Source organism: Plesiocystis pacifica SIR-1, assembly GCF_000170895.1.
Lineage (GTDB): Bacteria > Myxococcota_A > Polyangia > Nannocystales > Nannocystaceae > Plesiocystis > Plesiocystis pacifica.
The window spans coordinates 25,329-38,458 of record NZ_ABCS01000029.1 but is presented as its reverse complement, the minus strand read 5'-3'; the positions used below and the strand labels follow the sequence as shown (position 1 = coordinate 38,458).

7 protein-coding genes are annotated in these 13,130 nt (G+C 72.0%); 4 read left to right on the top strand and 3 right to left on the bottom strand.

Annotated elements, in window-relative coordinates:
* Window positions 1-148: 148 nt before the first annotated feature.
* Genes PPSIR1_RS16700 through PPSIR1_RS16690 form a run of 3 tightly spaced genes read left to right on the top strand, consistent with a single transcriptional unit; the run spans window position 149 to window position 5,275 of the window.
* Entirely contained in the window at window positions 149-2,248 is a 2,100-nt protein-coding gene (locus tag PPSIR1_RS16700; RefSeq protein WP_198154527.1) for an ATP-binding cassette domain-containing protein, read from the top strand.
* Window positions 2,249-2,297: 49 nt separating this feature from the next.
* Window positions 2,298-3,656: an HlyD family secretion protein gene (locus PPSIR1_RS16695; RefSeq protein ID WP_157595635.1), complete on the top strand. Its 1,359-nt coding sequence runs from the start codon at window positions 2,298-2,300 to the stop codon at window positions 3,654-3,656.
* The gene (locus PPSIR1_RS16690) at window positions 3,653-5,275 is read left to right on the top strand and encodes a TolC family protein (protein ID WP_045116169.1); all 1,623 of its coding nucleotides are present in this window, start codon (window positions 3,653-3,655) and stop codon (window positions 5,273-5,275) included. The genes PPSIR1_RS16695 and PPSIR1_RS16690 overlap by 4 nt, the downstream gene beginning before the upstream one ends.
* Before the next feature lie 37 nt (window positions 5,276-5,312).
* Here PPSIR1_RS16690 and PPSIR1_RS16685 read toward each other — a convergent pair whose 3' ends face one another.
* Window positions 5,313-9,542, bottom strand: coding sequence for a DNA topoisomerase 3 (locus PPSIR1_RS16685; protein WP_006972271.1), 4,230 nt, complete (start codon window positions 9,540-9,542; stop codon window positions 5,313-5,315).
* 160 nt (window positions 9,543-9,702) lie between these two features.
* Here PPSIR1_RS16685 and PPSIR1_RS16680 point away from each other — a divergent pair, with 160 nt between their 5' ends.
* Window positions 9,703-10,098 (top strand): hypothetical protein, encoded by a 396-nt coding sequence (locus PPSIR1_RS16680; RefSeq protein ID WP_006972270.1) that lies wholly within the window; start codon window positions 9,703-9,705, stop codon window positions 10,096-10,098.
* A 178-nt stretch (window positions 10,099-10,276) separates the two neighbouring features.
* Here PPSIR1_RS16680 and PPSIR1_RS42955 read toward each other — a convergent pair whose 3' ends face one another.
* On the bottom strand, window positions 10,277-10,870 hold the full coding sequence (locus tag PPSIR1_RS42955) for a hypothetical protein (protein WP_006972269.1): 594 nt from the start codon (window positions 10,868-10,870) through the stop codon (window positions 10,277-10,279).
* A 128-nt stretch (window positions 10,871-10,998) separates the two neighbouring features.
* A complete protein-coding gene (locus tag PPSIR1_RS16665; RefSeq protein WP_006972268.1) occupies window positions 10,999-13,059 on the bottom strand; it encodes a tetratricopeptide repeat protein in 2,061 nt (686 codons plus the stop codon).
* Between the last annotated feature and the right edge of the window lie 71 nt (window positions 13,060-13,130).

Genomic DNA, 13,130 nt, shown 5'->3' with positions numbered 1-13,130 from the left:
GTCATGTTTCATTTTTTCTAAAATTCGCTGAGCAAACTTCTATTTGTTGGATGTTTTTTCGTAGGCTACATCGGCAAGGTCCATGATTGGCTTGGGACAACAGGAAGTCGAGGCGGAGGAAGCTCCCGCCTCGGGTCACCCTTCGGCGGTGTCGGCGAGCCGCGCGCTCGAGCTGCTCGCAAATCGTTGTGGGGTCGCGGTCAGCCCCGAGAACGCCTGGCTAGCGGTGTCTACGGCCTCTACGGCCGAGGGCGCGCAAGGCTGGGCGTGCTCGATGATCCAGGCCGGCCGCGTGGCGGGCCTGTCCTGTGAGCGGGACGATAGCGGGTGCACCGGCGGGGACTCGGGCGACGCGCGCACGCTCCTCGAGCTCGCGGCCCTCGGCAGCCCGGCGCTGTGCTGGGCGGGGCAGCGCTGGCTGGTCCTGCTCGGCGGCAACGCCCGGGGTGTGGAGCTCGCGGTCATCGAGGACGACGGCAGCGAGTGGCGCCGACGCTTGAGCGCCCGCGAGCTCGGCGACTGGCTGAGCCGGCACAAGACCATCGACCTGCACTGGCTGCGGGCGGAGGCGATGTTCCCCCTCGCGGGGGCAGGGCTGGCGGCTCCGGGGACCCTCGAGCGCGTGCTCGGGCCCGGGCGCAAGGCCGTGCGGCGCCTGGTCTCCGTCGCCAAGTTCGAGAGCCGGGACCTGTGGGTCGTGGCCATCTACGCCGTCGCCGTCGGCGTGTCGAGCCTGGTCATCCCCGTCGCGGTCCAGGCCCTGGTCAACTCCGTGGCCCTCGGCGCGGCCTTGCAGCCCCTGGTCGTGCTCAGCCTGCTCTCGGCCGTGGTGCTCGGCTTCGTCGCGGTCTTGCAGGTCTCCCAGTACGTCGTCGTCGAGATGATCCAGCGGCGCCTGTTCGTGCGCGTGGCCGCGGACTTCGTGCGCCGCTTGCCGCGGCTGGATCTGGGCGAGGACTCGCCCAGTCACGGGCCCGAGCTGGCCAACCGCATCTTCGACGCGGTGTCCCTACAAAAGTCCGCGGCCAAGCTGCTGCTCTCGGGCTCGGCCCTGGTCCTGCAGATGCTCTCGGGTCTGCTGCTGCTGGCCTTTTACCACCCGCTGCTGTTGGCCTTCGACTTCGTGCTGGTCCTGTCCGTGGCCGTGGTCATCTTCGTGTTCGGCAAGGGCGCCCTGTCGGCGAGCCTGCGCGAGTCGAAGAGCAAGTACGCCGTCGCCGCCTGGCTCGAGGGCGTGGCCGGGAGCATGACGGCGAGGGCCGGCGGCCTGGGCGACGCCCGGGCCCGGGCCTTCGCCGACGCCCGCGGCGATCAGCTGCTGCGCGCGTGGCTCGACGCCCGCGGGGACCACTTCAACCGCCTGCTGCGTCAGATCGTCGGCGGCGTCGGCCTGCAGGTCCTGGCCAGCGCGACCTTGCTGGGCATCGGCGGCTGGCTGGTGATTCAGCGCCAGCTGACCCTGGGCCAGCTCGTCGCCGCCGAGCTCGTCGTCGCGACCCTCGGCACGGGCCTGGCCAAGCTGGGCAAGCAGCTCGAGACCTTCTACGACGCCGCGACCTCGGCGGAGAAGCTCGGCCAGATCGTCGACCTGCCCGTGGAGCGGCGCGGCGGCGCGGTGGTCGGTCGGGGGGCGGGCCAGGGCTTGCCGATGACCGTGGAGATCACCAAGAACGGCCTCGACGGTGATCCCGTGTTGAGCCTCGCGGCCGGGGAGCGCCGGGTGCTCAAGGGCCGCTCGCGGGCCCACTCGAAGCTGTGCTGGGCGCTCTACGCCATGTGTGAGGAGGGCAGCGGGGCCCTGCGGGTCGAGCTCGACGGGGTCCCGGCCGCGCTCTTGGACCCCGAGCGCACCCGCGAGAGCGTGGCCCTGGTCCTCGATCACGAGCCCGTGCTGCTGCCGACGACCCTGCTCGACAACCTGCGCCTGGGCTGCGACCTCGAGCTGCGCGGGGTGTGGTCGGTGTTGCGCATGCTCGACCTCGACGCGAAGATCGAGGCCATGGGCAAGGGCCTCGAGATGCGCATGAGCCCGAGCGGGGCGCCCTTCGACTACGTCGAGCGCCGCCGCCTGGTGCTCGCCCGCGCGCTGCTGCGCCAGCCCAACCTGCTCATCCTCGACGGGGCCCTCGACGGCCTCGAGCTCGACGCGGGCCATAGCGAGGCCCTGCTCGACCACGTGTTCGCAGCCGACGCGCCGTGGACCCTGCTCGTGGTCAGCGACAACGCCGAGGTCCAAGCTCGCGCCTGAGCCCGACCTGTCCTTCGATTTGCCTCTCGCCCCCTCGAACTACGACACCATGTTGTCCTCCCCGCCCTCCCCACGCATGCGCGCGTCGATGCTCGTCAGCACGACGCCGCGGGTGACCCAGGTGCTCGCGCGGATCATTGGCGTGGCCCTGCTCATCGCCATCGTCGCGGCCTTCTCCCCCTGGCAGCAAAACGTCGCCGGGACCGGGCGCGTCATCGCCTACGCCCCGCTCGAGCGCCAGCAGGCCGTCGAGGCGCCCATCGAGGGCCGCATCGTCCGCTGGCACGTGCAAGAGGGCAGCCGGGTCCGCGCCGGCGACTCGCTGGCCGACATCGCCGACAACGACCCCGACATCCTGGCCCGCTACGAGCGTCAGCTCGACGCGGCGCAGATGGCCAAGACGGCCTCCCAGGGCTCCGTCGACGTGGCCAAGGCGCGCATCACCTCGCTCGAGCTGGCCGCCGACGCCAAGCGCAGCTCCGCCGGGCTGCGCGTCGACGTGGCCCGCGATCGCCTCGTCGCCGCGGAGCGGGCCGTGGACGCGGCCAAGGCCTCCTCGCGCACCGCGGACCTGAACCGCGATCGCAAGGAGGCGCTGTTCGAGGAGGGCCTCGCGTCCAAGCGCGACGTCGAGGTCGCCCAGATGAAGGCCGAGACCGAGGCCGCCGACCTCGACCGCGCCGAGGCCAACCTGCGCGCGGCCAAGCGGGAGATCGAGCGCCTCGGGGTCAACCGCACCGAGGCCGGGGCGAGCGCGACCGCGAGCGTGGAGAAGGCCAAGGCCGATCTGCGCAAGGCCGAGGCCGACCTGGCCAAGGCCGAGACCGAAGTTCAAAAGGTCGAGACCCGCCTGGCCCGGCAGCAGCGCATGACCATCGTCGCGCCCCGGGACGGCACGGTGCTCAAGATCGTCGTCAAGCAGGACGGTCAGATGGTCAAGGCTGGCGATGCCGTGGCCCGCTTCGTGCCCGACATGAGCGCGAGCGCCGTGGAGGTGTGGATGTCCGGGCGCGACGGCCCGCTGATCGCTCCGGGCCGCAAGGTCCGGCTGCAGTTCGAGGGCTGGCCTGCGGTGCAGTTCGTGGGCTGGCCGTCGGCCGCCGTGGGCACCTTCGGCGGCGTGGTCGAGTTCGTCGACGCGACCACCGACGACGCCGGCCGCTTCCGCGTGGTCGTGCGCCCCGACCCCGACGACGATCCCTGGCCCGAGCAGCGCTTCCTGCGTCAGGGCGTGCGGGTCAAGGGCTGGGTGCTGCTCGACCGCGTCCGCCTGGGCTACGAGCTGTGGCGTCAGTTCAACGGCTTCCCGCCCGCGGTCGACCCGGCCTACGACGGCAAGGGCAAAGGCAAGGGCAAGGGCAAGGGCAAGGGCCCGGTCGACGCCAAGGTCGCCAAGGGGGTCAAGTGAGCGCGGCGGCTGTGACGGTCGCCCTCCTGCTCAGCTTCGCCCCGCCCCCGACCTTCGTGGCCCCGCCGGCGCCGGCGAAAGAGGGAGCTGAGGAAGTCCCGGCTGAGGGGAGGGCCGAGGCGGAGGTCGCGGTCGACCGGACGCAGCGCGGCGTCGAGACACCCGCGGCGGCGGCCACCCGGCGGGCGCAGGCGAGCCAGGCCCAGGCCGATGCTCGGACGGCGGACAGCGCGGAAGGCCCGGCCCGGGCTGCACCCCTGGAGCTCGGCGAGGTGCTCGGCTCCGTGGCGGAGCACGACCCGCGCCTCGAGGCCGCCGAGCGCAAGCGAGAGGGCGCCCGCGGCAAGGCCATGGCCGCGCGGGGAGCCTTCGACCCCAAGCTGGCGGCCCGCGGGCTGATCCAGCCCCTGAGCTACTACCAGCACGGCCTGGTCGACGTGAAGGTCACCCAGGCGACCCCGCTGTGGGGCCTCGGCGTGTGGGCAGGGTGGCGCGTGGGCGCCGGCGACTTCGCGGTCTACGACGGCAAGCTGCTCACGGCCTCTGGCGGCGAGCTGCGGGCCGGGGCGAGCCTGCCGCTGTGGCAGGGCGGGCCCACGGACGAGGCCCGGACCGAGCGCCGCGTCGCCGACCTCGAGGTCGCGCGCCAGGACGCCGAGCGCGACGCCAAGTCCCTCGAGCTCCAGCTCAAGGCGACCAAGGCCTACTGGGACTGGGTCGCCGCGGGTCAGCGCCTCGAGGTCGCCGAGCAGCTGCTCGAGATCGCCGAGACCCGCGACGTCGGGCTGCGCCGGCAGATCGATCTGGGCGCCGTCGAGGCCATCGTCGGCGTCGACAACCGCCGGACCATCCTCTCGCGCCGCGGCAAGGTGGTGAAGGAGACGCGCTCGTTCCAAAAGGCGACCCTCAAGCTCTCGCTGTTCCTGCGCGACGGCGAGGGCGAGCCGGTGCTCGCTGGGCGCGAGCGCGTGCCGGTGCTGCCGGCCAGCGTGTGGGCGGGCGATGTCCCCGAGATCGAAGTCCCGCTCTCGCCGACCAGCGACGAGATCGAGCAGGCCATCGCCAACCGCCCGGACATTCAGGCGCTGCTCCAGGTGCGCGAGCAAAAGGTCGCCGAGCTGCGCTGGGCTCGAAACCAGATCGCGCCGCGGGTCGACGTCTCGGCCTGGGTCGCCAAGGACCTCGGCGAGGGGGTCGAGTCCCTGCTCCCCCCCGAGGTCGCCGCGACCATCGAGCTCGAGCTGCCGATCCCCATGCGCAAGGCTCGGGGCAAGGCCCGCACCGCCCGGGCCGAGCTCCAGCGCGTCGAGGCGCAGCTGCGCCTGGCTCGAAACGAGGTCGCCATGGAGATCGGCGACGCCCACTCGGCGCTCGTGGCCGCCCACGCCCAGCTCGAGCTCCGCGCCGAGCAGCACGACCTGGCGCGGCAGCTGTCCGAGGCCGAGCTGCGCCGCTTCGAGCTCGGCGACAGCGACCTGCTGCGGGTCAACCTGCGCGAGCTCGCCGTCGCCGAGGCGGCGGCCCAGGAGGTCTCGGCGTGGGCGGAGCTGCACCAGGCGCGGGCGGCCCTCGACGTGTCGCTAGGCCGCCCGGTAGGCCCCGAAGCCAGCGGCGATTAGGCCCCGCCGGGGCTCGGGGCTTGGGAGCGGGGGGCGTTCAGTCTTCGCCCAGGAGCTGGACGAGGGCTTGGCCGTAGCGTTCGAGGGTCTTGGGCCCGATGCCAGGGACGGCTCGGAGGTCCGTGATGTCGTTGACTGTGGAGGTCGCGAGGGCGTGGAGCTGCTTGTCGTTGAGCACCCGCGAGGGGGCGAGGCCTTGGACCTGGGCCACGGCCGTGCGCCAGCTCTGTAAGCTTCGCAGGCGGGGGTCGCTGGCCTTCGTGCTCGAGGAGCTCTCGGCGGAGGCGCGCGCTTTGGGGGCCGCGCGGGGCTTGGGCGCGGCGCGGGGCTTGGCGCTCGAGGATGTCCGCGAGGATGAACGCCGCTTGCTCGCCTGCTTGGTCCGGCGCTTGCCCTTGCGTCGACGCGGGCCCTTGGCCTTGGTCTTCGCCTTGCTGGGGTAGCGCTCGCCGAAGTCGACGATCACCGGCAAGCTGGCCAGCATCGCCTCGAGCGCGTCCGCTTCGGTGGGGAAGGGGCGCGCGAGGCTGAGCTTGCGGAAGCTGACCCGGCGTCGCTTGCCGCGGGGCACGAAGGTGCGCGACTCGACCTCGACGTAGCCCGCGCGCACGAGGGCCTCGACCACGCCCTCGAAGCTGCCGCGATCGACCTGCGGCATGGCGAGGTCCTCGTAGAGGCGCCCCGCGGCGATGCCCTTGGGCGCCGCGCGGAGGGCCGCCTCGATGGCCTCGGCGCAGCGCTGCTGGATCTCGCTGGCTCGCTCGCGCTGGGCGAGCAGCACCTGCGAGGGCGCGCAGATGTCACACATGCCGCAGGGCCCGGCCTGGTCTTCCCGGTCGCCAAAGTGCTCGATCAGCTCGAGCATGCGGCAGCGGCTCGATCGCAGGTAGTGCTGGGCGCGCTCGAGCTGCTCGTAGCGGTGTTCTCGCTGGGCCTGGTAGGGCGCGCGCCAGTCGTCGCGCGGGCCCTTGCGGGCGCTGTGTTCGTCGTCGAGGGCGGCGGCGCCGTGGATCCACAGCTTGGTCAAGATGATCTGCAGCAGCTCCATCTTGACGCGCGCGCGCCTGCGCAAGGAGACGCGCTGCACGGGCCGGGGCCCGAGCAGGCGAGCGACGGCCTCGAGCTTGGCCAGCGGCGGGTAGTCCCGCTCGAGGAAGAACTCGTGGGTGCGCCGGTCGGCGTAGGCGTGCATCAAGATCGCGCGGCTCGGCTCGCCGTCGCGGCCGGCGCGGCCGATCTCCTGGTAGTAGGCCTCGAGGCTGCCGGGCGCGGCGACGTGCACGACCGTGCGGATGTCGGCCTTGTCGATGCCCATGCCGAAGGCCACGGTCGCCACGATGACCCCGAGCTCGCCTGCGGTGAACGCAGCTTGGACCTTGGCCCGCTGCGAGGCGCTCATGCCCGCGTGGTAGCGGGCGACACCGTAGCGTCCGCGCCCGCGCTCGCCGAGCAGCTGCGCGAGCTCTTCGCAGCTGCTGCGTGTGGGCGCGTAGACGATCGCCGGGCGCCGCTCGTCGGGCTCGAGGAGCTCGGCGCACAGCTGCTGGCGGGCGCCGACCGGGACCTCGACCACCTCGATGGCCAGGTTGGTGCGGCGAAAGCCCTTGATGAAGGTCTTGGCCTGGTCGAGCCCCAGCTGGGCGAGGATGTCGCCCTGGACCCGGGGCGTGGCCGTGGCCGTGAGCGCGGCGATGGGCACCTCTCGGCCGGCGCCGAGGGGGCGCAGGCGGGCCTCGAGCATGCGGTAGTCCGGGCGAAAGTCGTGGCCCCACTGCGAGATGCAGTGGGCCTCGTCGACGGCGATGAGCGCGGGGCGGCGGCGCGCGAGCATCTCCGGGAAGCCCCGCACGCCCAGGCGCTCGGGCGCGACGAACAAGAAGTCGAGCTCGTCGGCGAGGTAGCGGCGGCAGACCTCGCGCGCGGCGGTGCGGGAGAGCCCCGAGTGGATGCGCTCGGCGACGAAGCCCTGCGCGCGCAGCTTGTGGACTTGATCTTCGATCAGGGCGATCAGCGGGCTGATGACCAAGGTCGCGCCGCCGCGCGCGACCCCGGGCAGCTGGTAGCACAGCGACTTGCCAGCCCCGGTCGGCATCACGACCAGCGCGCTGTGGCCCGCGTGGATCGCCGCGCAGATCTCGGCCTGGTGCGGGCGAAAGGCAGGGAAGCCGAAGCGCTCCGCGAGCAGCTGCGGGAGTTGATCGGGCGCCAGGACCTCGCGGGGGCTCGGAGCTGGGGGGCCATGGCTCGTGGCGCTCAGCTGGAGCTGGGTCTGGCGCGCGGGGCCGGGCTGCCCGGGATGGGCGCGGCGATCGCTGGGCTCGTGTTGGGCTCGCGCAGGGCCGGGTCGTGGCGAGCGCGGCGGCGCTCGCCCCTGGGCCTGGACCGCGGCGCAGACCTCACTGACGTAGCGCTCGATGGTCTGCATGAAGGCCTCGAGCTCGCCAGCCTCGCCGCGCATCTGGTGCAGCGAGAGCTCCCAGTTGCCGGTCATCTCGGGGCTCTTGACCTGGGGATGGACCGCGTCGATCAGCCGCTCGCCCTTGGGGCTCGCGCGCAGGGCCTTGCTGCCCTCGCGCTCGACGTAGCCGCGGCGCAAGAGCAGCTCGATGGTCGCCGCGCGCGTCGCCGGGGTGCCCAGGCCGCTGCCGCGCATGGCCTCGCCGAGCTGTTCGTCGTCGAGCTGCCGCCCGGCGTGCTCCATGGCCCCGAGCAGGGTCGCTTCGCTGTGCGGGCGCGGAGGCTGGGTCTGCTTGGACAGCGCGCGGACATCGAGGACGCGCACCGCTTGGTCCTTGGCCAGGCCGCCGGGCAGCTTGGGCTCGGTCTTGGCCTTGGGCCGGACGCGCAGGTCGAGCACCTTCCAGCCCTCCTGCTCCACGGAGCTGCCCGTGCTCAGGTAGCGGTCGACGATCGCCTCGACCCCGGCCTCGGGCCGCGCGGTGACGATGTGGGTCTCGACCTTGGTCCGCGCCTCGATGTGCGGCTCGTGGTAGGCGGCGAGCAGGCGGCGACACACGAGGTCGTAGATCTTGGCCTCGTCGCTGCCGGCGCGCAGGGAAGGGCGCTCGGCCGTGGGCAGGATCGCGTGGTGATCGCTGACCTTGGCGTCGTTGACGTAGCGCGATCCGAGCGGGCGCTCGCCGCTGCGCTCGGCCACGAGATTGGTCTCGGCCCCGGAGTAGCTCGGCGCGATCGCGGCGACGATCGACCCCAGCGTCCCGGCGGTCTCGCGGTCGATGTGGCGGCTGTCCGTGCGTGGATAGGACAGGGCCTTGTGCCGCTCGTAGAGGGTCTGGGCGATGTCCAGGGTGCGCTTGGCCGAGAAGCCGAACAGGCGGTTCGCGTGGCGCTGGAGCTCGGTCAGGTCGTAGAGCAGCGGGGGCGGGAAGCTGCGCTTGGTCCGGCTGACCGAGGCGACGTGGGCCTCGCCGCGCTTGGCTCGGGCGATGACCTCCTCGGCCTCGTCGGGCTCCGCGGGCAGGCGGGCGAGGGTGTTCGCGGCCGCCTTGGCGTCGCGCCTGGGCTTGGCCGCGCGCTGGGCCTGGGTCTCGGAGTCGGGCGGCGCCGGTCGGTGATAGACCCCCTCGTACTCGCCCACGCTGGCCCCAAAGCGGGCGTGCACCTCTCGGTAGAGCTCGGGGACGAACTCGCGGATGGCCCGCTCGCGCTCGACGAGCATGGCCAGGGTCGGCGTCTGCACGCGACCGACGCTGAGCGAGTCGTCGTGGCGCAGGCTGTAGGCGCGCGAGAGGTTCATGCCCACGAGCCAGTCGGCGCGGCTGCGCGCACGAGCGGCGTTGGCCAGGCCCTCGAGCTGCGCGGGGCTGCGCAGGCGCCGAAAGCCCGCGCGGATCGCTTCGTGGGTCAGGGCCGAGATCCACAGCCGCCGCCAGGGCTTGGTGCAGCCGACCTGCTCGTAGATGTAGCGGAAGATCAGCTCGCCCTCGCGCCCCGCGTCCGTGGCCGAGACGAGCTCCTTCACGCCGCGGGCGTTCATCAAGCGCGCGAGCACGGCGAGCTGGTCCGCGCCGTGCTCGAGGGCGCGCAGGGGCCAGCTGCGCGGGAGCATGGGCAGGGTCGCGAGGTCCCAGTATTTCCAGGCCGCGTCGATGTCGCCCGGTTCGGCGAGGCCCACGAGGTGGCCGACGGCCCAGGTCACGCGGTAGCCCTCGCCCTCGAGGTAGCCCTTGCGGCGCTGCGTCGCGCCGAGCGCAGCGGCGATGTCCCGCGCGACGGAGGGCTTTTCGGCGACGACGACGACGGTCACGAGCGCGCATCTTAGGGGGCGCAGCGGCCCTTGGCGAGCCGGGCGGGGAGCAAGGGCGGGACGGGTTCGCAGGGTTCGCGGCGGGGGTGTCGGGAGCAGGCAAAGGCTGCGGCCAGGCTCGGCCTTTCGCGCTGCGGCTGAGGACACATCCTGAAGGGACATGAGCGTGTCCTCGACCTCTCGATGGCTGGTCCTCGCGCTGAGCGTGGCGTCTTTGACGGCTTGTGGTCCCGAAGGGGACGAGGGCGCGGACGAGGGCGGCTGCTGCCCTCCGGCGGTCAGCGTCGTCGTCCTCGACGGGTCGACGGGAGAGCCCGCGGCCCAGGGCCTCGTGGTCTGCGAAGGCTACGGCGCGTGCACGACGGGGGCGACGGGGATGCAGGCGTGCGGCTTTGGGGTGAACTCGGGCCTCTACAGCCTCGAGGTGTCGGCGCCGGGCTTCGACGCGCAGACCCTCGAGGTTGAGGTCGACGACTACGGCGCCTTCGATGAGTTCGGCTGCTACTGCGCCTACGCGCCCCGGGTGATCACCGTCTCGCTCGTGCCGAGCGACTGAAGCGAGGGCTCAGAGACTGTGGATGCATCCACAGTCTCTGTCCATTTTAGCCGTCGTGGACGACGCCACGCCCTCCCTGCCCCACGTCCACGACTCAGGGACTGTGAGTAAATCACAGTCCCTGTCTATTTTTGCCGTCGTGGACGACGCCACGCCCTCCCTGCCCCACGTCCACGACTCAGCTTGGCGGTACGAATTGGTGGCTGAGGCTGCCCTCGCGGCCGCATCGGTCGCGGACGCTGACCTCGAGGCGCCAGCGATCGCTCGACGAGACGCCAAACCAGTCCGACCACCACACGAACAGGATGTCGGTGACCTCGACGGCGCCGTTGGCCTCGACCCCGGGGCTGACGACGGTGCGCGAGCGGACCTGCTCGAAGGCCGCGTCCTCGGCCTCGCAGTCGTCGTAGCACTCGAGCAGGTCGACGCGGACCTCGACGCCGGGGTAGTCGAGGGCCGGGTCGAGCACGCGGACCCCGAGCCAGGTGTGCCAGCCGCCCTGGTTTCCGGTGATGGTCGTCGGGGTCTCGCCGGGGGCGAGGGGCGTGAAGCTGCCCTCGGCGTTGCCGAGCTCGAAGCTCAGCTCGCCCTCGAGGGTGCAGGCCGGATCGGGCTGGAGGGGCTCGCCGCTCTCGCACAGCAACAGGTCGTCCTCGCAGGGCGGGCCGCTCGCGTCGCCGTCGTCGCCGCCGTCGTCACCTCCGCACGCGAGCAGGCTCAGCGCGAGGGTGGATGCGAACAGAGGCAGGCGGGGGGCGGATCGGCGTCGCATGGGGACACCCTGGGTGTGCCGAGCTGAGCGCGAGTCGATCACCTGGCACGCGGACGCGCAAACGAAAGAGCCCCCGCACACGGCGAGGGCTCTGCGTCGGCGAGGCCGACGACGCGGACGACCTGGGCCTACTTGGCCGGCGGCAGGCTGGCGAGGATGGCCTCGAACTGCGGCTGGTTGGGGATCATCTGCAGCGCGGCGGTGCAGATCTGGCGGGCCTCGGCGAACATGTTCGCGTCGCGCATGCAGGTCGCCAGGCTGATGACCGGCTCGACGTCGCGGGGGTTGAGGGCGACGACGGCGCGCAGGTGCTCGACGGCCTCGCGCGGGCGGCCCTGCTTGCGCAAGATCGCGGCGATGAGCTGGCGGATCTGGCCGTCGTTGGGGCGCAGGCGCACGGCGTTCATCAGGTGGCTCAGGGCCGCGGCGTCACCCTCGGACTCGCGCACGGCGAGGGCGAGCATGAGGTGCGGCTGCCAGTAGCGGGCGTCCTTGGCGATGACCTCGCGCAGGAACACGGCGGCCTCGTTTTGCTTGCCGGGGTCGCCGCTGTTGACGTTGTCGATGGCGACCTCGTAGCGCTCCTCGAACTCGTCGATCTCGAGGGCGAGCATGGTCCGGCGCGCGAAGGCGTCGTCGTCGAGGCTGCGGCGGGGCAGGGCGAGGAGCTTCTCGAGCCAGGGGCGGGCCTCCTCGGGGTTCTCGCCCTCGACGTAGAAGGTGGTCAGCGAGGTCAGCACGGCCGCGTTGGTGGCGTGCTTCTCGCCCGCGCCGAGCAGCAGCTCGGTGGCCTTGTCGTCCTCTTCCTCCATGGCCAGATCGAGGAGCATCTCGATGGCGCTCTTGGCCACGTGGTTGAGGCCGACGGCGGTCGCGAGCAGGGTCATGGCCTCCTCGCGGTCTTCCTTTTGCTCGTCGGTGTCATCGTCGGAGCGGTCCCACAGCACGTTGGCCAGGTCGCCGTAGGCGCTGGGGATCTTGCCCTCCTCGACGGCGCGGCGCAGGAAGGGCTCGGCGGCGTCGAAGTCGTCCTTCTCGATGAGCAGGCTGCCGAGCAGCGCGAGCACGGGCGGCCCGTCGTTGCCCTGCTCGGCGGCGTGCTGGGCGACCTTGAGGGCGTTCTCGGTGTCGCCGCCGCCGCGCAGGGTCTGGATGAAGTTGACCGCGATCTGGATGTTGGTGGGCTCGAGGTTGAAGGCCTGGTTGAAGCCGTTGATGGCCGTGGGCAGGTCGCCCATGCGGCGCGCGACGGCGGCCAGGTGGTGCCAGGCCTCGGCGTCGTCCTTGCGGCGCTGGGCGGCGATCGACAGGGCCTGGAGGCACAGCGGGGTCGCGGTGCGGTCAGGCTGGATGCCGATGATGAGGTCGACCATCGCGTGGAGGGCCTCCATCGCGGGGTCCATCGCCGGGTCGCGGTTGATCGCGTCCATCAGCGGGTTGATGAGCTGGTCGGTGGTCGCGGGCACGGTGCGGCCCTGGAGCGCCGAGAGGTTGCCCAGGCCCACGAGGAAGCTGAGCATGGCCTGGGGGTTTTGGGTCTTGAAGGCGGTCTGCCAGCTGTCGTGCTCGACGGTCTGACCCGTGGCCTCGCCGACGGTCTTGAGGGCCTCGAGGAACTTCTCGCCGACGGTCTCGGCCTTGCTCTCGAAGGTCCAGGTGCCGACGGTCTCGAGGCGCCCGGGGACGGTGCGGGACTCGGTCTTGGCCTCTTCGCCCTCTTCGCCTTCGACCTCGACCTCGACGGTCGTCTCGTCGCCCTCGCCGCGGTGGACGGTGGACAGCCGGACCTCGAGGGTCAGCTGCTCCTCGGACACCGAGAAGTTCGCGGCGATCAGCCGGGTGGCGTTGGGGAAGCGCGCGGCGCCCTCGAGGGCCCGGGCGTCGACCCAGGGGTCCTTGTAGACGAGCAGCGCGGGGACCTTGCGCCCTTGCTGCTCGGCGATGGCCGTGAACACCGGCGCGGCGGCCTTGAGCCCGGTGCGCGCGAGCTCCTGGGCGAGCCAGCGCTGGACGCCCATGGACAGGGGCGCGCCCTTGCCTTCGTTGATGCACGCGAGGGGGAGGACCACCAGGTCAATCTCCGAAGCGGCCTTTTGCATCGCTGCGATCTGTTGTTGTTGGGCCAGCGCCGCAGCGTCCGCGCCCTCCTCGATCACGAGCTCGTCGTTGTTCTCCTGGTCCTCGGCCATTGGCGCGCCACCTTGCCCGATGGCGCCCATTGGCGCAAGGCGGCCAGGGGACCAATCCCGGTCATTCGGCC